We start from the raw sequence: 21408 nt of genomic DNA, 5'->3' as shown, positions 1-21408 counted from the left end.
CGCAACAGCGATGGCGAACCTGGCGTCAAGACGATCTGGAAGGGGCTCGATCAAGTGCACGCCTCGGCGGAGACCTTACGTGCATTACGCGACGGGCTGGGGTGACTGACTTATGTATAAGGGCATGGCTTTAGGGTCGACGCGCGGGTGCGGCGGCATCAAGGCGTTGTCCATCGCAACAGCGTCAAGCAATGCCGCCTCCATCCGTCGGCCTGGAGTGTCATGGATGACTTCTTCCAAGCACGATAAATATTGCTTTGTGTGCAATATTACGCTTAATTCAACGTGGGAAACCCATCACAACGATGAGCTATCGCTGCCTGGTACAACTGTGCTTTGGACATCGTCGCGGAGGGATCCCGGCCGCGCAGCCGGCCGCTACCATCCTGCCGCGCTTGGGCCGGTCCGGCCCCGCCCCGCGAGATGTTTTGCCGGAACTGCATGAGGTGCATGGAGGAGGCAAAAACGGCAGGGGCATTACTTCTCCTGCCTGCCGCCGCGCGCGCGAAGCTCAGGAAATCGCCAGCATTGCTGCACCGCAGCAATAGACTCCCACCTCTAAGTTCCCGTTTGACATTTGCCTTGTAGTGGATAATAGTACGAGCGTTCGGATTTATATTCAACGGGTCGCATTTTCAACTACCAACGGGACCATCTATTAACACTTCAGTCAAATTCATGCGCAAGGGCGAGCTCACGCGGGCAGCCATTCTGGACGTCGCGCTCGACCTCGCCAGCCGCGATGGTCTCGAAGGGCTGACGATCGGCTTGCTCGCGGACAAAATGAACATGAGCAAGTCCGGCGTGTTCGCGCACTTCGGTTCGCGCGAAGACTTGCAGATGGAAGTGCTCAAGCTCTACCACCACCGTTTCGAGCAGGAAGTGTTTTTCCCGAGCGTCAAGGAAGCCCGCGGCCTGTCGCGCCTGAAAGCCATGTATGCCCGCTGGATCAAGCGCGTGAGCGTCGAAATCGCGTCCGGCTGCATCTATATTAGTGGCGCCGTCGAATACGACGACCGTCCGGGTCCGATCCGCGAAGAACTGGTGTCGATGGTGCGTGCGTGGCAGGGAGCACTGCTAAGATGTGTGGAGCAGACCATCGAGTGCGGCGACCTCAAGGCAGATACCGACGCCAGCCAGATGGTCTACGAAATGTATGGCCTGATCCTGGCGCTGCACCACGATGCGCGTTTCCTGCGTCGGCCGGGCAGCGTCGATCGCGCGCGCAGCGGCTTCGAGCGCCTGATCATGAATTACCAGAATCCGTCCAAGAATCAACCGAATCAAGCGCAGTAACCGAATCAAGCAATCGAGTCATCACCTTGCCGGGTCCAGCGCGTCGCTGGCCTGGTCACCAACCATACGTTCGTCAGGAGAAAATCATGGGTCAATACGTCGCGCCAATTCGGGATATGCAGTTCGTGCTGCACGAGTTCCTCAATGTATCCGACGAATTGAAGCAGTTGCCGAAATTCGAAGATGTCGACGCCGACATCATCAACCAGGTGCTGGAAGAGGGTGCCAAGTTCACGCAGGACGTGCTGTTCCCGCTGAACCACTCGGGCGACCGCGAAGGTTGCCACTATGATGCGGCGACCAAGTCGGTGACCACGCCAAAAGGCTTCAAGGAAGCCTACAAGCAGTACGTCGAAGGCGGCTGGGCTGCGCTCGCGTGCGACCCGGAATACGGCGGCCAGGGCTTGCCGGTCGTGCTGAACAACTCGTTCTACGAAATGCTCAACTCCTCCAACCAGGCCTGGTCGATGTACCCTGGCCTGTCGCATGGCGCCTACGAGTGCCTGCTGGAGCACGGCACCGACGAACAGAAAAAAACCTACCTGCCGAAGCTGGTCTCGGGCGAATGGACCGGCACCATGTGCCTGACCGAATCGCACTGCGGCACCGACCTGGGCATGCTGCGCTCCAAAGCGCTGCCGCAGGACGACGGTTCGTGGCTGATCACCGGCTCGAAGATCTTCATCTCGGCCGGCGAACATGACGTTGCCGAAAACATCCTGCACCTGGTGCTGGCCCGCGTGCCGGACGCACCGGAAGGCTCGAAAGGCATTTCGCTGTTCCTGGTACCGAAGTTCCTGCCGAATGCGGACGGCACCCTGGGCGAGCGCAATCCGATTTTCTGCGGCGCGATCGAAGAAAAAATGGGCATCCACGGTAACTCGACTTGCCAGATGAACCTGGACGGCGCCAAGGGCTGGATCATCGGCCAGCCGAACAAGGGCCTCAACGCCATGTTCGTGTTCATGAACGCCGCCCGCCTGGGCGTGGGCATGCAGTCGCTGGGCCTGACCGAAGTCGCGTACCAGAACGCGCTGGTGTATGCGAAAGACCGCATCCAGATGCGCAGCCTGTCGGGTGTGAAAGCACCTGAAAAGCAAGCCGACCCGATCATCGTGCACGCCGACGTGCGCCGCATGCTGCTCACCGCCAAGGCCTACGCCGAAGGCGCGCGCGCATTCACCTCGTACGCCGCGCTGCAGATCGACCGCGAACTGCATCACCCTGACGAAGAAGTGCGCAAGGACGCCGCCGACGAAGTGGCGCTGCTGACCCCAGTCATCAAGGCCTTCATCACCGACAACGGCTGGATCGCAACCTCGGAAGCGATGCAGGTCTACGGCGGCCACGGCTACATCTCCGAGTGGGGCATGGAGCAGTACGTGCGCGACGCCCGTATCAACCTGATTTACGAAGGCACCAACACGATCCAGTCGCTCGACCTGCTGGGCCGCAAAGTCCTGATGGACAACGGCGCCAAGCTGCGCAAGTTCGGCGAAAAGATCAAGAACTTCGTTGAAGAAAACGGTACCGACGAAGCGCTGTCGGAGTTCATCACGCCGCTGGGCGACCTGGGCGACAAGGTCACCAAGCTGACCATGGAAATCGGCATGAAGGCTTTCCAGAATCCGGATGAAGTGGGTGCGGCGGCGGTTCCTTACCTGCGCGTTGTCGGTCACCTGATCTACAGCTACTTCTTCGCGCAAATGGCGAAGATCGCGCTGGCCAAGCAGGATTCGGGCGATAACTTCTACAAAGCCAAACTGGCGACCGCGCGCTTCTACTTCGCCCGTCTGCAGCCGGAAACGGCAATGCTGATCCGCCAGGCGCGTTCCGGCTCGGCCAACCTGATGGCGCTCGACGCCGACTTGTTCTAATTAGCCAAGTGCTCCCCGTACCCCCGTCGCCTCCGCACCTTGGGGCGGAGACGACGGCTAAAGCGGCAGCGGGGATACGCAATCAGTAATCTGGAAAACAAAGGAAAGCCATGACCAATTTCATCGTTAAAAAAGTCGCCGTGCTCGGCGCTGGCGTGATGGGTGCGCAGATCGCTGCCCACTGCGTCAACGCCAAGGTACCGGTCGTCCTGTTCGACCTGCCGGCTAAGCCCGAGCATGTCTCGGGCGGTAACAGCAAAAATGCCATCGTCCAGCGCGCCATCGACAACCTGAAAAAACTCAGCCCAGCGCCACTCGGCAACAAGGATGACGCAGCGCTGATCGAAATCGCCAACTACGAAGACAACCTCGAACTGCTGGCCGGCTGCGACCTGATCATCGAAGCGATCGCCGAGCGCATGGACTGGAAACACGACCTGTACAAAAAGGTCGCTCCGCACATCGCCCCGAACGCGATCTTCGCCTCGAACACCTCCGGCCTGTCGATCACCACCCTGGCCGACGGCTTCGATGCCGAACTGAAAGCGCGCTTCTGCGGCGTTCACTTCTTCAATCCGCCGCGCTACATGCACCTGGTCGAAATCATCCCGACCGAGTCGACCAAACCGGAAATCGTCGACCAGCTCGAAGGCTTCCTGACCACCACCCTGGGCAAGGGCGTCGTGCGCGCCAAGGATACCCCGAACTTCATCGCCAACCGCGTCGGTATCTTCGGCATGCTGGCGATCATCCACGAAGCCGAACAATTCGGCCTGACCGTGGACGTGGTCGACGACCTGACCGGCGCCAAGCTCGGTCGCGCCAAGTCGGGCACCTTCCGTACCGCCGACGTGGTCGGCCTGGACACGATGGGCCATGTGATCAAGACCATGCAGGACAACCTGGCCGACGATCCGTTCTTCGCCGTCTACAAAACGCCCGAAGTGCTGGCCAAGCTGGTCGCCGCGGGTGCGCTCGGCCAGAAAGCCGGCGCCGGTTTCTACAAAAAAGTCGGCAAGGATATCCAGCGCCTCGACTTCGCTACCGGTGACTACGTCGCCGGCGGCGGCAAGGCTGCCGACATCGTGGCCCGCATCCTGAAAGAAAAGGATCCGGTCAAGAAGATGAAAGCGCTGCGCGAATCGACCAACCCGCAAGGCCAGTTCCTGTGGGCGATCTTCCGCGACGCCTTCCACTACATCGCCGTGCATCTCGGTTCGATCGCCGACAACGCGCGCGACGTCGATTTCGCCATGCGCTGGGGCTTCGGCTGGAACGTCGGTCCTTTCGAGACATGGCAGGCATCGGGCTGGACCCAGATCGCCAACTGGGTCAAGGAAGACATCGACGCCGGCAAGGCACTGTGCTCGGCTCCATTGCCGGCGTGGGTCTTCGAAGGCCAGGTCGCCGAGAAGGGCGTGCACACCGCTGAAGGTTCGTTCTCGGCCTCCAAAAACGCCTACGTGCCACGTTCCACCCTGGCCGTGTACGAGCGCCAGCCGTTCCGCGCACCGGTGCTGGGCGCCGGCGCTGCCGACGGCAAGACCGCCGGCGTGACCTTCCACGAAGACGACTCGGTGCGCATCTGGCACCAGAACGACGACGTGCTGATCATTTCGCTCAAGACCAAGATGCACGTCATCGGCGAAGGCGTGATCAACGGCCTGAAAATGGCGCAAGCCGAAGCTGAAAAGAACTTCAAGGGCCTGGTCATCTGGAATACCGACGCAGCCGAAGGCGGCGCCTTCTCGGCCGGCGCCGACCTGCAATCGGCACTGCCATTGTTCATGCAAGGCGGCGCCAAGGCCATGGAACCGGGTATCGCGCTGCTGCAGGATACCTTCATGGCGATGAAATATTCGAACGTTCCGGTCATCGCCGCAGTGGCGGGCCTGGCGCTGGGCGGCGGCTGCGAAATGGCGCTGCACGCGTCCAAGCGCGTCGCCTCGATCGAATCGTACATCGGCCTGGTGGAAGTGGGCGTTGGCCTGATTCCTGCCGGCGGTGGCCTGAAAGAAGCGGCTGCACGCGCTTCGAATGAAGCCAAGGGTTCGGACATTTTGCATTTCCTGAAAACGGGCTTCACCAACGCCGCTACCGCCAACGTGTCGAAATCGGCACTGGAAGCGAAAGCGATGGGCTACCTGAAAGAAGACGACGTCATCGTCTTCAACCCGTACGAACTGCTGCATGTGGCGAAAGTCGAAGCGCGCGCCATGTTCGATGCCGGCTACCGTCCTCCGATGAAGAAGACGATCACCGCGACGGGCCGCTACGGCTGGGCGACCATCCGTGCGCAACTGGTCAACATGCGCGACGGCGGCTTCATCTCCGCCCACGATTACAAGCTGGGCGACATGATCGCCGAGATCGTGACCGGTGGCGACATCGACCAGGGCAGCCAGTTGAGCGAGCAGTGGTTCCTCGACATGGAGCGCAAGGCATTCCTCGAACTGCTGAACCATCCGAAATCCCAGGAACGGATCATGGGCATGATGCAAACCGGTAAACCGGTACGCAACTGATCGACCGGCAATGTCGATCCTGAGCTTAGCGTTCAAATTTCTACTGCGAGTGAGGCCAAGCATGGTGTATGACCGTATCAAGCAGCAAATGATGGACACCTTGCCGTTCGTGCGGCTGCTGGGCATCCGGATCGACGCGATCGGCAACGGCACCTCCGAGGTGTCGATGCCGGCCGACCCGAAACTGAACAACCACCTCGGCACGCAGCACGCCGGGGCGCTGTTCACCCTGGCCGAAACGGCGTCCGGCGCGGCCATGGCCGGCGCCTTCGCCGACCTGATTCTGGGTCTGCGTCCGGTGGCCAAGGAGTCGCGTATCCAGTACCAGAAAGTGGCCAAGGGCGCGACGCGCGCCAGCGGCCGCGTTCCGGGCGATATCGCGGCGCTCAAGGCCACGTTGAAAGCGGACGGCAAGGTGGCGTTTCCGGTGGAAGTCGACATCTTCGACGAACACGGCACGCTGGCGGCGCAGGTGCAGGTCGACTGGTATTTGTCCGAAAAACGGTGAATCAGCATCCCATTTCGAACCACAGAATTTTTGAGAGAACACTATGAGCAAACAACTTCAAGACGCATACATCGTCTCCGCTACCCGCACCCCGATCGGCAAGGCGCCGCGCGGCATGTTCAAGTCCATGCGCCCGGACGACCTGCTGGTGCGCGCGATCCAGTCCGCGATGGCGCAAGCGCCCGGCCTCGATCCGGCGCTGATCAACGACGCCATCATCGGCTGCTCGTTCCCGGAAGCGGAGCAGGGCTTTAACATCGCCCGCATGTCGGTGCTGCTGGCCGGCCTGCCGAAAACCGTCGGCGGCGTCACCGTCAACCGTTACTGCGCGTCGGGCATTACCGCCATCGCCATGGCGGCCGACCGCATCCGCGTCGGCGAAGCCGATGTGATGATCGCCGGCGGCGTCGAATCGATGTCGATGGTGCCGATGATGGGCCACCACCCATCGATGAACATGAACATGTTCACCGACGAAAACGTCGGCATGGCATACGGCATGGGCCTGACCGCCGAAAACGTGGCCAAGCAGTGGAAAGTGACGCGCGAGCAGCAGGACGCGTTCTCGGTCGAGTCGCACCGCCGCGCCATCGCCGCGCAGCAGGCTGGCTACTTCAAGGACGAAACCACCCCGGTCGAAATCATCACCCGCACGCCGAACCTGGCTACCGGCCAGGTCGACATCACGACCCGCACGGTCGATACCGATGAAGGCGCGCGCGCCGATTCGACCATCGAATCGCTCGGCAAACTGAAGCCGGTGTTCGCGGCCAAGGGCACCGTCACCGCCGCCAACAGCTCGCAGATGTCGGACGGCGCCGGCGCGCTGCTGATCGTCAGCGAAAAAATCCTGCGCGAGCATAACCTGACCCCGCTGGCGAAGTTTTCCTCGTTCGCGGTGCGCGGCGTGCCGCCTGAAATCATGGGCATCGGCCCGAAAGTGGCGATTCCCGCAGCATGCGCCGCCGCCGGCATCACCCAGGACCAGCTGGACTGGATCGAACTGAACGAAGCGTTCGCCGCACAGGCGCTGGCAGTCATGGGCGACCTGGGTCTGGACCCGTCCAAGGTCAACCCGATGGGCGGGGCGATTGCGCTGGGCCATCCGCTGGGCGCGACCGGTGCGATCCGCGCCGCGACCGTGATCCACGCGCTGCGCCGCAATAACCTCAAGTACGGCATGGTCACGATGTGCGTCGGTACCGGCATGGGCGCGGCAGGCATTTTCGAGCGCGTATAAGCGTCGGTTAAAATAATGTCATCAAGGGCGCTGCGGTTTAACCTCGGCGCCCTTTTCACTTTTTGGAGAATACATGGATATTTTGACGAGCAAGGCCGACGGCATCCTGACCATCGAATTTAACCGCGTCGAGCGCAAGAACGCGATCACCGGCGTGATGTACCAGGCCATGGCCGATGCGCTGACCGACGCCGAGAGCGACAGCGCGGTGCGTGCGATTATCATCGCCGGCAAGCCCGAGATTTTCACGGCCGGGAACGACCTGGACGACTTCATGAAGAATTCGGCTCCGGTCGAAGGCGTGCCGCCCGAAATGCGCCCGGTATTCCAGTTCATGCGCGCGCTCTCCGGCAGCACCAAGCCGGTGGTGGCGGCGGTGTCCGGCGCGGCGGTCGGCATCGGTACCACCTTGCTGATGCACTGCGACCTGGTCTACGCGGCCGACAATGCCAAGTTCTCGATGCCGTTCTCGCAGCTGGGACTGTGCCCGGAATTCGCATCGAGCCTGCTGCTGCCGCAGATGGCGGGGTTCGCGCGCGCGGCCGAAAAGCTGCTGCTCGGCGAAGCGTTCCTGGCGCAGGAAGCCTACGACATGGGCCTGGTATCGAAAGTGCTGCCCTTGGAAGAACTGCGTCCGTATGCGGCGCGCCAGGCGGCCAAGCTGGTGGCGCTGCCTGCCGCCTCGATCCGCGCGACCAAATCGCTGATGAAGCGCTCGCGCACCGCGGCCATCAACGAGACCATGGGCGCCGAAAACGCCTTGTTCGGCGCGATGCTGCTGGCGCCCGAAGCGAAGGAAGCGTTTACCGCGTTCTTTGAAAAGCGCAAGCCGGATTTTTCCAAGTTCGCGTGAATGAGCGGAAGATCTGCGACATATCGTTGAGTGTCACAGAAGTCGGGAGTTTTCTCGCATAAGTCGGATTTATCCAAATATACGGCGCAATGGTGATCCGCGCCACTAACCACGCCCGAAGCGTGTGCCTGAGGCGCGTAGCTGGAAAAAGAGTCGATCACTGACGCCTCAGGCGCACCACCATCAATTGCTGGCCACCGCGGCAATCGCGCGCGCTGGCGGCGCCGCCGCCTGCCTTCAAAACGTCCGGTGCCTTTACCGGCGTGATGGGTGGATACCGGACGTCTAGGGTGTGCCAGGCGGTATGGCGATATTAAACTGGGTCAGAAACACGTCGAGTTCGGGGGCTTCGAGAAGCGGAACTGGGGCGCCGCGCGGCACTGCCGGAGCATGGTCGAACAGCGCTACGCAAAAGTCGTTTGAAAAGCGCGACTGGAAATAGATGCCGTCGAGTTTTTCGACATGCTGGAAGACGCCCAGCGCCCACTGATTGGGAATCTCGTACGCATCAATGGCCATGATCGCGGTACTGCCGCCGACTGTGGTCAGGCTAGCCGTGAAATCGGCCAGCCGCAGCGCGCGCGGATCGCTGAGGCCGATCTGCGAGACGCTGCGGTTGCTCAGGGCACTCTCGTCGATCAGCAGCGGCAAGGTCTTGCCCTGGAATTTGTCGCGCACGATGGTCTCGAACATGCACGCCGAAAATGTCAAGGCAGCGTACAGCACGCCGAATTCATTGCTGGGAGCATCGAAGCGGAATCGTGTCTTGGTCGTGACCGGCCGGTTCCAATGCATCGGGTCGCGCGTGCTGCTGTGAATCCGGAACAACGTGGTCGCCGCCAGATTCAGCGTCTTGATCGGAATCGGGCGGGTGGTGAAATCGGATGGCGGCTGCGGACACGAAAAAACCGGGGGTGCTGCTGTCATCCCGCACCTTGGTCGCTGGTGAAGCGAGCGCGCACGATGTTGAGCAGGTGATCAAGGGGACGGTCGGCGGCCAACAGATAATCGCGCGGGGTCATGTTGCCGAGCAACGAATTAGGTGCGATCAGAAAATTGTGCATCATCCAACAACTGGCCTGCGCCTCGCGCATCACCTCCAGTACCGGCACCAGCCGTTCTGGCTTGACGCCGAACTGCCACTCTGGAAAGCGGAAGCCCCTAGTGTTGCCTTCCAGAATCAGGGCGTAGTAGCGCCCGGCATTGCGGCGCTCATTGATGCTGCGTTCGGACAGTTCCGCCTTGGCCGACGCCTGGGCCAGCGACAGGTGCTCCGGCTTCTCATATTCGGCGCGTGCATAGGCCAGGCCGCGTTCGCGCGCACTGCGCAATGCGGGGCTTTCCGGCTGCGCCATGGTGCTGAGCACGCGCACAACTTCTTCTTCGACCAGTTTGCGGATCGCCTCGTTGTCGATGGTGACGAGACCACGATCCGGCTCGGACGCCCAATGCAGCCGGCGGGTCGCCTTGAAATTCTTCACGGTCGGGACGCGCTGGACAAAAGCAGAAGCCTGCAGATTGACCTGAACGCCCCCTTGCGGGCGCACAGCGCGCTGTTCCACCATGGCAGCGCTTAACTTGGCCGTATTCTGAAGCGAGCGGCGCCCGGGCCTGGCTTTTGTTTTGCTGCCGGCGGTACCGGTCGTCTGCGCAGGCGCCGCGCCGTCCGGTGCAGGAGCGTGCCCTCCCTTGACGGCAGAGCTGGCCTTGTTGCGTTGGAGTATCAATTTATCGTGGAGACTGGTCATGAAAATATAATACATGAATTTCATGACCCTTATAACTGCGCGAGATTCATTTTATGCGCCGCAAATGGGTCCGAATGTGTGGCGCTGGACATGGAGTTGTATTTATGATATGCGGCAGGCGAACAGTAGCCATGAAGGACCGTTGGAGTATCCCATTAACAAATCCATCGTCTACTATTCGCCATTTTCCGAACGCGGCGCGAGCGTGGCGTGGTTGCGGTCCTTCATGCAAGAGCACGACATCGGCTCCGTGCGCGAGCCTGATGCGCCGCGTGCTTCGCGTGAGAATATGGTGACGGCTGGTGGAGTGGAGATCGTTGAAGCCGGCGTTGGTGAAATCGGCAGCCTCGTGTGCCCGCCCGTGCCGATGAGGCGCGCCCGCTGATCCATGCGGCAGGGGGTACAGATAATAAATCCGGTCACGATCAGTTGATGGGGTTCGTGCCGGATGTTATCAGGCTATTCGCTTGGAACAACCACCGTCGATTCAGTGGAAGTGCTTTTGCCGCAACTGGCCGAGCCTGGCGAGATAGTCTTGATCGTCCGCGTTCGGATATTGGCGCTGTAGCGCCGCTAGCTCGTCGGCGTAGGCGCTTCGCTGCGCCTGCTGCCGCTCGCTACGCTGCTCCAGTTGTGCGATCTCCTGCGCCCGCTCGGGCGGGAAATGCCGTGCGCGCAAACGGTCCCGGAGCTGGTCCGCCGCCTGCGCGTCGCTTGTGTCGAGGCGGGCCAGTCCCAGCTCGATGCGGTACTGCCCCATCGGCCCTTCCGCCGCGCGCAGGCCCTCATAAAACGCCCCGTAATGCTGGCCGCGCAAGTCTTCCACGCGGGCCAGGCGGGCTGCCAGGGACATGCCCGCTGCCTCGCCGGCGGCGAATTCGTTCACGGCGGCGGTAAAGCCAACCTGCGCCTTCTGGCGGCCGAACCACGCCTGCGCCTCCTCGCGCCCCATCGTCGCTTCGCGCAGCGCGGACAAGCGTTGCAAGCGCTGCGACAGCGGCGTGTCCATGCCTTGTACCAGGCGCGCTTGCGCTTCCTCCACGGCAGGCAGGCGCTCGATGGCGCGCGACGCAGTCGCCGCCGCGCGGGAATCCGGCCAGGCGGCGATGGCATCGAGCAGCCAGCGCTTGCAATCGTCGATGCCAAGGGCCGCGCATTGCGTCCGTCCCGAGCGCCACCAATCCTGCAAGCGACCTTCGCGCAGCATCTGCGGGCCGTTCGCGGCAAGCGTGGCCGCTGCGCTCGCGCGCCGCGCCATGGCCGACGCGCGCGGACCGCTTTCGCCCGCAGCGCCGCCCGGCGCCGCGAACGCCACCGGCGCGGCGCCCTTGTCCGACAGCGGCACCGGCGACGACCTGACCGGATCGGGCGCCCCGTCCGGCCCGACGAAGCCGATATGGATGGCCAAAACAGCCGTGACCGACGCGGCAATCAGGATGGCGCTGCGCATCGCCGGCTCAGTAGGTGAACAGGCCGGCCACCGGGAAGTGGTCCGACAAATCATGCGCGTACCAGACCTCGTCGCGCAGGCTGCGCAGGATGCGCACGTTGTTCTCCTTGCGCACCGGCTGCCTGTTGTCGTTCGCCACCAGGACGTAGTCGAGGTATTCGGTGGTGCCGCCGGACAGCGCACTGGTGGCGTTGGCATTGACCGCGGCGTCGAACGTATAGGCGTAACCGGTGCTGGCCGGCGCCGATGCGCGCAGGATCGACTGCATGCGCGCGTAATCGTCCGGGAACTTGAACTTGTTGATATTCATGTCGCCGGCGATCAGCAGCGCGTCCGAGGCGGGGATCTTTTTGCTGTCGAGCATGGTGCGGATTTGTCCGAGGGCATGGAAACGCGCCTGGCGGGCTTCATCGCTATCCCTGGATGGCGCATGGGTATTCGCCACATGGTAGGCCTTGCCGTTCTTCAGGATCTGCACATAGTTGGCGCCCTTGTTGGCCAGGCAGTCGTCGCCGACGCAGCGGTCGAACACGATGATATCGTCGGCCATGATGGGCCAGCGGCTGAGCACCATGGTGCCGCCGTTGAGATAAATGTTGGAAGGAATATCCACCAGCCGCGACTGATAGGGGAAGGCGGCGCCCACCTTGGAGAGAAAGCGCGCGCGGCAGTCATTGTCGAAGATTTCCTGCAGCGTGACCACGTCGTAGCCGTCCAGATTGGCGGCGATCTCGTCGAGCCGCGCGCAAATATTGTTGGCCACCACGGGTAGCGCCCAGACGTTATAGCTCAGGACCTTCAATTCGTCGGCCCCGCTTGCCGGCTCGACCGTGTTCTTGTTGTGAACCACGTAGTGGAGGTCGTCGTACCCGCCGGTGAACTTGGCGCGGTAGGACGCCACCGACGCCTTTTGCGCGAACGTGGTGTCGCGCTGATGGACGTTGCGGTCGCCGTACCATGGATCGTCGAAGCCAGCGCCACGCGCGGAGTGCAACAGATTGCTTGAGAAGAGCGTGCCGGTCAGTTTCTGGCGCAGCACCATGCTGCTGCCACCGCCGCTGACGGTGGTGTCGAAGTAAAACGTCTTGCCGTTGGTGATGCCGACATTCCGGTTCATCCACATCACGCGCCTGGTGGCGTAGGCGGGAATCACGCTCGCTTCCCGTCCCCAGCTGCTGCCCAGCGCAAGCTGCGCGTCGCCGCTCTGGCTGACCTGGACCGTGACCGGGCCGGCGGTGGTGTTGGTGACATACACATACGATTCGGCGTGCGCCGCGTTGCCAAACAGGGTGCCCAGCAACAGGCAGGATAGAACAAGTCGTAAAACGTGCGGCATGCTGATCTCCGGTAGTTGAAAATCCAGGCTCGATGGCCAACAGCGAGGCAGGTTTGCCTAGTTGACCTGAAAGGTGCGGCTGATGCCGGTCAGCGCGCGGATGCTGCCGTCCCAGCCATTCTTGTAGTTGCCGTCATGCCGGATCCGGTATTGGCCGGTGGCGGCATCGGCGGGAATGTCCCACGAAATGGCGGCCTTGGAGCTGCCCCACACCGGATCGACCCGCACCCAGCGGTAAATGGTGTTCCAGTCGCCGTCGGTGGCCACAGTGCGCCAGGCGGCGCCGTCCCAACGCTGCACTTCAAGGAAGGTGCCGTTCTGGCGCAAGTCGTTTTTCGGGTGCCCGGTCCAGAACTCGACATCGACCCGCTGGCCGCGCACGTAGCTGGCATTGGCCTGGCGTACCACCTCGCCGAAGCCCTTGAACAGCGGCGTGTTATCGAGCACCACGCCGGTCTGGAACGAGAGCTGCTGGTCCGACAGGTCGCGCGTGGGCGCACTGGCATACGCCGGCAAGCCTTGCCGCATGGCCGTGGCCAGCTCGTGGTAGCTTTGCTGGTAGGCGCCCAGTGTCCACTTGCCGAAGTGGGTGGAGGCGCCTTCGTAGTGCTGGGCGTCGTATTCTTCCGGCGTGGTGACGTAGCCGGAATACGCGTTGGCATAGCCGGCGATGACGACATGTTTGACGCTGTCGCCCAGCGCGGCCTGCACGGTCTCGCGTATTCGGCGGCCAGCCATGATGGTCAGCTCTCCCGGCGCGGCCACGATCGCCAGCTGGCCAATGCGCACGATCGACACTGGCAGCACTTCCGGCGACCAGGGCACGGGCTGCTGCACGCCTGGCGCCAGCAGCACCGGCTTGGCGCCATGGCAGTCGCGCACCCATTGCGGCGCGGGCGTGAGGATGCCGCCAATCGCCTGGAAGAAGGGATTGCCGGCCAGGTCGCCTTCATTGAATCCATCCATGCCACGGCCGTCTTCCGTGCCTGCCGCGAACGCGGTGCCCAGCGCCGCCGGGCAGGTGCCGCGCGCGCGGCCGTCGGCAAAATTGGCGGCCACGCTGACGCGCGAAAAATCGATGAAGCGCTGGCGGTAGTCCAGCGTGCCGGCCAGCGGTTCGAGCGCGCCGTTGTAGATCGCCAGCGCCTTCTGCAACTGGCGCTCGCCGATGATGCGCGTGTTGTCGAATTCATTGCGCGTGGGGCCGGTCCCGTCGAGGTTCAGGTTGGGCGTCATGTCGCCCGCGTTCGACTGCGCGAAGGCCGCCACGAAATCGCCGTCGGCGTTGTAGCGCACCCCTTTGAGGTCATGCTCCCAGCGCCAGGCCGCATAGCCCTTGTTGTCGGGGCTGAGCAGGTGGTTGGTGGGGGACATCGATACGCCGTGCGTGGCGAACCAGCTGATGACGCCCACATCATCGGCGCCCTGCCTGAAGCGCAGCACCGTCATGTCCGGGTCGATCGGGCTATTCCAGCGCTCACGTTCGGCCTGCGGATTGCGCTGGTAGGCGGGCAGCGAGCGGTTGTTGCTGGCGTCGGTCAGCTGGCCCTTGCCGATGGCGATCGAGCCCGGTTTCAAGTCGCGGTGCGCCTTGTCGATGGCGGCCACGATGCCGCTGACGATGGCGTCGAAGCTGCGTTTGTTGTAACCGTAGGTGGTGATGTTATACAGCGCGTAGTGGGAAAAGCCGCCGGACCCGGCGTGCGTATGGGTGGCCGCCAGGATCACGTTGTCGGCCCCATACAGGCTGCCGTACCTGGCCCGCAGCTGCTTGAGCACCGCCTGCTGCACGCCCTGGAACACCATGCCCAGGTCGTTGTTGACAAAGACCATGCGCTTGCCGCTGGCCTGGTCGGCCACGATGAAGGCGCGCGCGCGCTGGCGCATGTGGATGCCGGCGCTCACTTGCGCGAGCGAGGCATAGCCCATCATGCCCACTTCGGCGGCCTCGCCGGTGATGTCGGACATGCCGCGTCCGACCAGATAAGGATCGGCGCTGGCCGCGCTGCATGCCGCCGGCAGTGCGAGGGCCAGGGTCAAGCGCAGGGGAAGGATGTGCGATGCCATGTGAGTCTCCTTGTTCTGGTGGGAATGGACCGTCAAAAACGCTTGGACAGCGACAGGATCAGCGCCGCCCGATCCACTTTCCTGGTATTGCCGGCACTATCGGGCACCACCGCCAGTTCGCGGTTGCGCAGGACGGCGCCCGCCAGCTCCGCGCCGAAATCGAGGCCCCAGCGCGTGTGCACGATGCCCAGCTTGTAGTCCACCAGGTCGGCATCGCGGAAATGGCGCATCTTTTGAAAGCCGATGTGCCCGACCAGCTTGTTCCTGCCATCGAGCTTGTGCTTGATGCCGACGTCGAGCAGGTGCGAGCCGCGCGAGTGCTTCAAGCCCCCGTCATAGCACGCGATCGCCTTGCCCGGGTCGCCGCCGGCCAGCACGGCCGGCAGATAGGTCATGCCGCAGATGGTGGCCGTGTTATTGCCGCGCAGTTCGTCGCTGAACACATACAGATAGCGCGCCTCGATGGCGCCATAGGCAAATTCGAACACGCCGTAGCTGGTATCGAATTTGGTGTTGGTCACGCCCGTCGGTTCGCCCGTGGTCCAGTCGATGCCGGTCGGCGCATCGTTGGCCTTCGCGCCCGGGAACCACTCCTGTGCCACGCCCGCGCCGAAGTGCCAGCCGTCGGGATTGCCCCAGCGGTAGCCGAGCGCCCCGGTCACTTGCAAGCCATTGGTGTCGGGGAAGATCTCCTTGCGCACCGTGCCCAGTTGCAGATAGCCGACCACGCCCGATTCGTGCACCGCTTCCATCGTCAACTCGGCGCCGGGGCGGTTGTAGGTATCTGATACGCCGCGGTTCTTGCGGTCGGTGAGCAGCTTCGCTTCGACGTCGAGCGAGTAGCTCTGGATCGCCGGTTCGTCGGCATGAGCCTCACTGGTGTGGATGGCGCCTGCCAGCGCGGCCAGCACGATCAATTTGTTCATGGCGTCTCCTTCGGCTTGCAGCCGGCGGGAATGCTGGCCACGCGGGTCATGATCTCTGTCTCGCCCAGCAGTTCGGTGCCGATGTAGGCGCGCACCAGCAGCGTGTCGTTCTTGGTACGCACGATGCCCTTGTAGTTTTTCCTGGTACGCGGGTCGTGCACCCAGCCGTTGCGCCAGGCGTCGTCCTGCCATGTATTCAGTTTGGCGATCATGACGCCGCACGCGTCGTCGGGCGTGCCGGCGTCCTTGTCCCAGACGATGGTGCCGCACAGCGCATCCTTTGGCTCGGCGCAGGCCTTGAACGCGATGACCGCGGCCTTGTCGGCGCTGAGCCACAGGCCCGGTACGGTGTCCGGCGCGGCCCACGCCGGCGCCACCCACGCACATGACAGCATCACCATCGCTATTGCTCGCATCTTGTCTCCTTGTAGTTATAGGTCCTTGTGCTTATGGCATGGGTGTCAGTACCGGCCATCGCTGCGTGATCCGGCCCGACTCCATCACGACGATGTCGCCGAACTGCTGGAGCACGGACTCGCTCTGGCGTGGCCGCAGGAAGATCACGTCGTCCACGTGCAGTTGCTGTGCGCCGGAGCCCAGCAGGACCTGCTGGTTCGACGAGGTTCCATACAGGCCGCTGGGCGCCATGCCGGCCGGCGAGACCGGGTCGGCCAGCCAGTTGCCGCCGTAGATGAACCACGCGCGCGACTGGTTCACGTCCCACGCGCGGGCGGCGGCGCCGATCCATTCGACCCCGTTGGGCATATTGAATTGCGCCGGCGCCTTCAGGACCGGCGTGGCGATGAACGCAGCCGGCGCCAGGTCGCCCAGTAGTTCGGTGTCGAAGTCGCCCGGTTTGACGAGTGCCGAGCCGACCGCCACTTCGTTGGCCGCGCCTTTGCCGTCGTGAAGGCGGTAGGTCGGCGAGCCGCCGGCGTTGAAGATCAGGCCGGCCGGCGCCACGCCGCCATGCAGCGCGCGCGTGGCCTGCGCCGCATAGTCGCGGTAGAGACCAAGCGCGTCGGCCAGGGCGCCCGCGCGCAGGCCGGGCAGGTCCGGCAGTTTGGTGATGTGGGCGTCGTAACCCATCATGCCGGACAGCTGAAGGCGCGGTTCCGACTTGACGATGTCGAGCATCTGCTGCAGTGCGGCCGCACTGGCAACCCCGCCGCGATGCAAGCCGACGTCGATTTCGACATTCACGCGCAGCTGTAGCTGGCGCTGGCGCGCCAGGTCGCGATACTGCGCCAGGCGCTGCGGGCTGTCGACCAGCCATTGCAGCTGGCGCGCCGGATCGAAGCCCCCGCCCTTGAAGTGCTCGTAGAACTGGGCGGCGGCGGCCACCGGCAGCGGTTTGCCAAGCAGCAGATCGAGTGCCGGGCGCTGCGCGGCCAGCTGCTCCAGGTAGGCCAGGTTGAACACCATCAGGCGCTCGGTGCGCATTGCCGCGATCAAGTCGTCGAGCAAGGGCATGCAGGGCAGGGATTTGGCCACAAGGCGCAGTTGCATGCGCCCGCCGATGTTGCGCATGACCTGGCCGGCATTGGCCAGCATGCGGTCGCGGTCGAGCACCATGGTCGGCGTGGCGATGCCGGCCGCGCGCAGTGCCGCAGCCATGTGCGCGAAGTAGGCGTCATGCGGCGCGCCATGCGCGCGCGGACGCAGCGCCAGCGCGCCGGCGCCAGCCAGGCCGGCGATGGCCGCCAGCGCCGTGCGGCGCCTCATGCCGGCATCCCGAACAGGGCGCGCAAGTGGGGATTGAGCATGCGTCCGTGCGGATCCATCTGCTGGCGCAGCGCCTGGAAGTCCTTCCAGCGCGGATACAGCGCGGCCAGTTCGGTGGAGCTGAAGTTATGCAGCTTGCCCCAGTGGGGACGGCCGCCGTGTTTGCGAAACACCGGGCCGATCTCGGAGGTCAGGTAATCGTAGGCTTCGCCGTGCGCCGCATGCACCGCGATCGAGCAGCTGTCGCGCTGGTAAAAGGGACTGAGCCAGGCGTCGTCGGCTTTGACGAAGCGAAACTCAAGCGGGAAGAACACCTCGTTGCGCCGTTCGAGCGTGCGGATCACCTCGCGCACGCAGGCGATGCCCGCCTCGCGCGGCACGTGGCATTCGGTTTCGTTAAAGCGCGTCGGACGCACGTTCGAGAGCAGGCGAAACGAGCGGTTGGTGGCGTGTTCGGTCAGGTCCGCGTCGATCAGCTTGGCCGCACTCCAGCGCCGCAGTTGCGGGAACTTGCCGAGCCAGTCACGCAGTTGGCGCAGGTCGCGCAGCATGTCTTCGTCTTGCGACGGCGGCATCTGGATGTCGCTGCCGGCGTAGGCGTCGTGCGTGATGGCGGCGGCATAGCCGGTGAACGGCAGGTAGTAGAACTCGAAGTGGCGATGGGTGCGCGCCAGTTCCGGCGCCTGCTGCAGCATCTGTTCGACCGGCTTTAGCCATACCTTGCGGCGCAGGCTGTGCGCTGGCACCACGCGCATCGTCAGCTCGGTGATGACGCCAAGGCTGCCCAGCGACACGCGCGCGGCCGCCATCTGGTCGGCGTGGCGCTCTTGCTGCCACTCGATCACGTCGCCCTGCGGCGAGACAATGCGCATGCCGATGACGTCCGCATGCAGCGCCGGCAGCGCGGCGCCGGTGCCGTGGGTGGCGGTGCTGATCGCGCCGGCCAGCGACTGCATGTCGATGTCGGGCAGGGTGCGCAGCGCCAGGCCGGCGCCGTCGAGCTGGCGCGACACTTGCGACAGGCGGGTGCCGCCTTGCAGGGTGGCGCTCATGGCCGCCTTGTCGTGCGAGCGCAGGCCTGCGAGGCGGTCGAGCGACACGATGGTTCCGCCGGTCGGCACCAGGGGCGTGAACGAATGGCCGGCGCCGACGCAGCGCACGGCGCCGCCTGATGCGCGCAGCAGCGCGGCGACGGCAGCTTCGTCGGCCGGCGCGGCCAGGGCGCTGGCCGTGCACTGCGCGCTGTCCGACCAGTTTTTCCAGGTGACTTTCGATGCGCTTGCCGCACCCAGTGCCGGGGCGGCGCGGCTGGCCAGCAGGCCCGCCGCCGAGGCCATCGCCCCGGCTTTCAGGAACAACCTGCGGCGCCGGGACAGGGGGCTCATTGTGCGGCTCCGGCGCTCATGAAACGGGTCAGCGCGCGCAGGTCGTCGGGCGAGCAATCGTTGCACTGGCCCCGTGCCGGCATCGCGTTGATGCCTTCGACGGCATGCCTCACCATCTGGTCCATGCCTTGCGCGAGACGGCGTTGCCAGTGAGGGGTGAAGCCGGTGAGGGGGGCGCCGCTGGCCGCGACGGCGTGGCAGGCCATGCAGGAGCGCTCGTAGCGTTCGGCCAGTTGCGGGTCGCTCGGGCGTGCCATCTCGGCCCGTTGCAGGTCGGCCAAGGCGGGCTTCTCGACTGACGCCGAACAGCCACACAAGCCCATCGCGAAAACCGCCACGCCCAGTATCGTTCGCATCCGTTCACCTCGCAGCCGCATAGTTATCGGAACAACGTTCCGGATAATAACGACGTATCAAAAATAAAACAACGTTTTATTTTTTGGGTGTGTGCAGGTGTTTATACGCGGAAACGGTGCAGGATTCCTGTCATTAATACATCGAGCAAGTCTTCCAGGTGCTGGTCGAAAGCGGCGTGTTCGAACCACTGTTCCGATTCGCCGAACACCAGCCGCAGCGAGGTCATGCCGTGGATGCCTTCCCAGAAGATCTGGCCCATGGAATCGAGGCGGTCGGCGCGCACCTGGCCCGATGAGGCCAGGGTCGCGAACAGCTGGTGGCCGAAGGCGTACGGGTCCTGGGTCTGGTTGCCATGTTCGATCTTGGCGCTTTCGACCGGCGCGTGCGGCCGGCGTTCCAGGAACACCAGCGCATACTGGTCGGGATGGAGCATGCCGAATTTGACGTAGGCACGGCCGGCGCGCTTGATGTTTTCGATCGGCGGCAGCACCGGGTCGGTGGCGGCGCGCATGGCCCTGGCGAGGTTGAGCAGGTCGCTATCCATGGCCTGGGTAATGAGCGTGGCCTTGTCCTCGAACAGGGCGTACACCACCGTGGTGGAAAACCCGGCTTCCTCGGCAACCTTGCGTAAGGTAATCGCGCGCGCGCCGCCCGCCTTGATCAGTTTCCGGACCGCCTTGATGATGTCTTTACGGCGCTGTTCGGATTCTCTCAGCTTGCGATCCTGCACGCTGCTTGTTGCCTTCACCATGTGATTCAATCCTAAAAGATGCTTGGTTCGCGGCCCGAGCCTATCAGAAATCATACGGGGGTGGGCAGAATACGATTGGCGGTTTGGGCTGCGGGGGATGGGCGCAGGCTTTGCCTGGGATGCAAGCCTGGGCATGCTTACCCGGGGCACGCCTGGCCAGGTTCATGCGTCGCTTTGCCATCGCACTGCCGCGTTGGGCTGACCCCGTGCCGCGCGTGTGCGCTGAAGGAAAAAGCCAACAACTAAGTAGTCACCGGAAATTTATTGCAAATTCCGTTACATAACTTGCCATGATGGAATTAACCTCGTCAAGCACTGCGCTGCCGGTCTGGCGAACGAATTTGCGCCAAAAGTACTTGGCCTGCTTCCAGAGGATGTCGATGCGATTGAGCTTGGGGCTGTATGGCGGCAGATAGTACAAGTACAGGCCACGGCGCTGCCACTGCCGGCGTTTCAGTTTCATCGCTTCGCCGCGGTGGATGTTTGCGTTGTCGAGCACGACAATGCACGGTACCGGATGCGGCTGTACCGCGATACGATCAAAAAAGGCGATCACTTTCTGGAACGGAATTTGCGATAAATTTCCGGTGACTACTTAGCAACAACCCCGTCCAGACGAGGAAGGACAACACCTGCCTTGTTTAACGCATCGTGGCAGATTTCGATGAGCATGTGAGTAGAAAAATAATGCGATAAGCATAAAATAGCAAGAGTTAAGCGCGCCTTTGCTGGTAATTCTATCCCTTTCTCCGTATGACAGTCGAATAATGCAAGAGGCATAAATATAGCAGCCGGCTAATGCAAAAAGCATAAAAGCAGTAAAAATTAAAACGCTCTTTTGCTGGAAATTCCATCCCTCTACCCGTATAGAGTCCGAATAATGCAAATAGCATAAAAATAAGAAAAATTATATATTGACCAAGTTCACATCCTTGCTTAACATGCCTTCCGTCAACCGTTGCATCCATTCGCCAGCACTGTGCGGGTTGAGGTGCGAACGATGGCTGCGACCAGATTATGTAAATATAATTATAAATCGATCTTCACGGAGAAGATCGTCTTTTTCCCTACTATTGATTGCTTTGCTAAAGGGAACCAAGCGCGATGGGAGCTATTTACCTGGTACGTCATGGCCAGGCCAGTTTTGGTAAGACTGATTATGACAATTTGTCTGAATTAGGCCGGCGGCAATCTGCACTGCTCGGGCAGCGCCTGGTCCACCTTGACCAGAAGATTTCGTAACTGTTCAGCCGGAGTACAGGCCGCAATAAACAGTTGTAAACTGTGCTGTTATCGCGCATGATTTGGGCATGCCACCAAAACCTCCCCGTCTCAATCTCACCGGCTTGTCCCATGAAGACAAG

General features: G+C 62.7%; 19 protein-coding genes and 1 pseudogene. 8 read left to right on the top strand and 12 right to left on the bottom strand.

The window, feature by feature from the left end:
• Nucleotides 1-678 precede the first annotated feature (678 nt).
• The 6 genes from F2P44_RS32890 to F2P44_RS32865 all read left to right on the top strand — a co-directional run bounded on the left by F2P44_RS32890 (nt 679) and on the right by F2P44_RS32865 (nt 8299).
• Nucleotides 679-1296 (top strand): TetR/AcrR family transcriptional regulator, encoded by a 618-nt coding sequence (locus tag F2P44_RS32890; RefSeq protein WP_167094085.1) that lies wholly within the window; start codon nt 679-681, stop codon nt 1294-1296.
• Between the two features lie 86 nt (nt 1297-1382).
• Complete coding sequence (locus F2P44_RS32885) at nt 1383-3173, top strand: acyl-CoA dehydrogenase C-terminal domain-containing protein (protein ID WP_167094083.1); 1791 nt, start codon at nt 1383-1385, stop codon at nt 3171-3173.
• 110 nt (nt 3174-3283) lie between these two features.
• The gene (locus tag F2P44_RS32880) at nt 3284-5698 is read left to right on the top strand and encodes a 3-hydroxyacyl-CoA dehydrogenase/enoyl-CoA hydratase family protein (protein ID WP_167094081.1); all 2415 of its coding nucleotides are present in this window, start codon (nt 3284-3286) and stop codon (nt 5696-5698) included.
• 61 nt (nt 5699-5759) lie between these two features.
• A complete protein-coding gene (locus F2P44_RS32875; RefSeq protein ID WP_167094079.1) occupies nt 5760-6206 on the top strand; it encodes a PaaI family thioesterase in 447 nt (148 codons plus the stop codon).
• A gap of 43 nt (nt 6207-6249) precedes the next feature.
• Nucleotides 6250-7446, top strand: coding sequence for an acetyl-CoA C-acyltransferase (locus tag F2P44_RS32870; RefSeq protein WP_167094077.1), 1197 nt, complete (start codon nt 6250-6252; stop codon nt 7444-7446).
• Nucleotides 7447-7519: 73 nt separating this feature from the next.
• Nucleotides 7520-8299 (top strand): enoyl-CoA hydratase, encoded by a 780-nt coding sequence (locus F2P44_RS32865; RefSeq protein WP_167094075.1) that lies wholly within the window; start codon nt 7520-7522, stop codon nt 8297-8299.
• Between the two features lie 285 nt (nt 8300-8584).
• On the opposite strand, the gene F2P44_RS32860 is transcribed toward F2P44_RS32865, so the two are convergent.
• Both F2P44_RS32860 and F2P44_RS32855 read right to left on the bottom strand, forming a co-directional pair.
• A complete protein-coding gene (locus F2P44_RS32860; RefSeq protein WP_167094073.1) occupies nt 8585-9226 on the bottom strand; it encodes an RES family NAD+ phosphorylase in 642 nt (213 codons plus the stop codon).
• Complete coding sequence (locus F2P44_RS32855) at nt 9223-10071, bottom strand: hypothetical protein (RefSeq protein ID WP_167094071.1); 849 nt, start codon at nt 10069-10071, stop codon at nt 9223-9225. The genes F2P44_RS32860 and F2P44_RS32855 overlap by 4 nt, the downstream gene beginning before the upstream one ends.
• Between F2P44_RS32855 and F2P44_RS32850 the strand changes: the two genes are divergently transcribed.
• Nucleotides 10061-10432 carry a hypothetical protein gene (locus F2P44_RS32850; protein WP_167094069.1) on the top strand — a complete coding sequence of 124 codons (372 nt, stop codon included), beginning with the start codon at nt 10061-10063 and terminating at the stop codon, nt 10430-10432. The two genes, F2P44_RS32855 and F2P44_RS32850, sit on opposite strands and share 11 nt — an antisense overlap.
• Nucleotides 10433-10534: 102 nt before the next feature.
• On the opposite strand, the gene F2P44_RS32845 is transcribed toward F2P44_RS32850, so the two are convergent.
• The 10 genes from F2P44_RS32845 to F2P44_RS32800 form a co-directional block, all read right to left on the bottom strand.
• Nucleotides 10535-11497, bottom strand: coding sequence for a lipase secretion chaperone (locus tag F2P44_RS32845; protein WP_167094067.1), 963 nt, complete (start codon nt 11495-11497; stop codon nt 10535-10537).
• Nucleotides 11498-11504: 7 nt separating this feature from the next.
• Entirely contained in the window at nt 11505-12833 is a 1329-nt protein-coding gene (locus F2P44_RS32840) for a sphingomyelin phosphodiesterase (RefSeq protein WP_167094065.1), read from the bottom strand.
• 57 nt (nt 12834-12890) lie between these two features.
• Nucleotides 12891-14900, bottom strand: a complete 2010-nt coding sequence (locus tag F2P44_RS32835; RefSeq protein ID WP_167094063.1) for a neutral/alkaline ceramidase — start codon at nt 14898-14900, stop codon at nt 12891-12893.
• A 32-nt stretch (nt 14901-14932) separates the two neighbouring features.
• Nucleotides 14933-15826, bottom strand: coding sequence for a TorF family putative porin (locus F2P44_RS32830; RefSeq protein ID WP_167094061.1), 894 nt, complete (start codon nt 15824-15826; stop codon nt 14933-14935).
• On the bottom strand, nt 15823-16242 hold the full coding sequence (locus tag F2P44_RS32825) for a DUF2147 domain-containing protein (protein ID WP_167094059.1): 420 nt from the start codon (nt 16240-16242) through the stop codon (nt 15823-15825). Before F2P44_RS32825 ends, F2P44_RS32830 begins: the two co-directional genes overlap by 4 nt.
• Before the next feature lie 31 nt (nt 16243-16273).
• Nucleotides 16274-17551 (bottom strand): alanine racemase, encoded by a 1278-nt coding sequence (locus F2P44_RS32820; protein ID WP_167094057.1) that lies wholly within the window; start codon nt 17549-17551, stop codon nt 16274-16276.
• Nucleotides 17548-18936 (bottom strand): D-arabinono-1,4-lactone oxidase, encoded by a 1389-nt coding sequence (locus tag F2P44_RS32815; protein WP_167094055.1) that lies wholly within the window; start codon nt 18934-18936, stop codon nt 17548-17550. Before F2P44_RS32815 ends, F2P44_RS32820 begins: the two co-directional genes overlap by 4 nt.
• On the bottom strand, nt 18933-19292 hold the full coding sequence (locus tag F2P44_RS32810; RefSeq protein ID WP_167094053.1) for a c-type cytochrome: 360 nt from the start codon (nt 19290-19292) through the stop codon (nt 18933-18935). The genes F2P44_RS32815 and F2P44_RS32810 overlap by 4 nt, the downstream gene beginning before the upstream one ends.
• A gap of 101 nt (nt 19293-19393) precedes the next feature.
• Nucleotides 19394-20044 (bottom strand): TetR/AcrR family transcriptional regulator, encoded by a 651-nt coding sequence (locus F2P44_RS32805; protein WP_167094051.1) that lies wholly within the window; start codon nt 20042-20044, stop codon nt 19394-19396.
• A 250-nt stretch (nt 20045-20294) separates the two neighbouring features.
• Nucleotides 20295-20600, bottom strand: a complete 306-nt coding sequence (locus F2P44_RS32800; protein WP_167094049.1) for a transposase — start codon at nt 20598-20600, stop codon at nt 20295-20297.
• Between the two features lie 548 nt (nt 20601-21148).
• Here F2P44_RS32800 and F2P44_RS32795 point away from each other — a divergent pair.
• Nucleotides 21149-21259 (top strand): annotated as a pseudogene (locus F2P44_RS32795) (histidine phosphatase family protein); the annotation flags it as partial.
• Nucleotides 21260-21408 lie beyond the last annotated feature (149 nt).

Source organism: Massilia frigida (genome assembly GCF_011682175.1).
Classification (GTDB): domain Bacteria; phylum Pseudomonadota; class Gammaproteobacteria; order Burkholderiales; family Burkholderiaceae_D; genus Telluria_A; species Telluria_A frigida.
This window is presented reverse-complemented; position numbering and strand designations above follow the sequence as displayed.

Excerpts from the sequence above, each read along its gene's own strand:
- F2P44_RS32875 (WP_167094079.1), top strand. The coding sequence starts at position 5,760 with ATGGTGTATGACCGTATCAAGCAGCAAATGATGGACACCTTGCCGTTC.
- F2P44_RS32820 (WP_167094057.1), bottom strand. The coding sequence starts at position 17,551 with ATGAGGCGCCGCACGGCGCTGGCGGCCATCGCCGGCCTGGCTGGCGCC.
- F2P44_RS32885 (WP_167094083.1), top strand. The coding sequence starts at position 1,383 with ATGGGTCAATACGTCGCGCCAATTCGGGATATGCAGTTCGTGCTGCAC.
- F2P44_RS32850 (WP_167094069.1), top strand. The coding sequence starts at position 10,061 with ATGAATTTCATGACCCTTATAACTGCGCGAGATTCATTTTATGCGCCG.
- F2P44_RS32825 (WP_167094059.1), bottom strand. The coding sequence starts at position 16,242 with ATGCGAGCAATAGCGATGGTGATGCTGTCATGTGCGTGGGTGGCGCCG.
- F2P44_RS32865 (WP_167094075.1), top strand. The coding sequence starts at position 7,520 with ATGGATATTTTGACGAGCAAGGCCGACGGCATCCTGACCATCGAATTT.
- F2P44_RS32890 (WP_167094085.1), top strand. The coding sequence starts at position 679 with ATGCGCAAGGGCGAGCTCACGCGGGCAGCCATTCTGGACGTCGCGCTC.
- F2P44_RS32830 (WP_167094061.1), bottom strand. The coding sequence starts at position 15,826 with ATGAACAAATTGATCGTGCTGGCCGCGCTGGCAGGCGCCATCCACACC.
- F2P44_RS32805 (WP_167094051.1), bottom strand. The coding sequence starts at position 20,044 with ATGGTGAAGGCAACAAGCAGCGTGCAGGATCGCAAGCTGAGAGAATCC.
- F2P44_RS32810 (WP_167094053.1), bottom strand. The coding sequence starts at position 19,292 with ATGCGAACGATACTGGGCGTGGCGGTTTTCGCGATGGGCTTGTGTGGC.
- F2P44_RS32815 (WP_167094055.1), bottom strand. The coding sequence starts at position 18,936 with ATGAGCCCCCTGTCCCGGCGCCGCAGGTTGTTCCTGAAAGCCGGGGCG.
- F2P44_RS32840 (WP_167094065.1), bottom strand. The coding sequence starts at position 12,833 with ATGCCGCACGTTTTACGACTTGTTCTATCCTGCCTGTTGCTGGGCACC.
- F2P44_RS32855 (WP_167094071.1), bottom strand. The coding sequence starts at position 10,071 with ATGAAATTCATGTATTATATTTTCATGACCAGTCTCCACGATAAATTG.
- F2P44_RS32845 (WP_167094067.1), bottom strand. The coding sequence starts at position 11,497 with ATGCGCAGCGCCATCCTGATTGCCGCGTCGGTCACGGCTGTTTTGGCC.
- F2P44_RS32860 (WP_167094073.1), bottom strand. The coding sequence starts at position 9,226 with ATGACAGCAGCACCCCCGGTTTTTTCGTGTCCGCAGCCGCCATCCGAT.
- F2P44_RS32835 (WP_167094063.1), bottom strand. The coding sequence starts at position 14,900 with ATGGCATCGCACATCCTTCCCCTGCGCTTGACCCTGGCCCTCGCACTG.
- F2P44_RS32880 (WP_167094081.1), top strand. The coding sequence starts at position 3,284 with ATGACCAATTTCATCGTTAAAAAAGTCGCCGTGCTCGGCGCTGGCGTG.
- F2P44_RS32870 (WP_167094077.1), top strand. The coding sequence starts at position 6,250 with ATGAGCAAACAACTTCAAGACGCATACATCGTCTCCGCTACCCGCACC.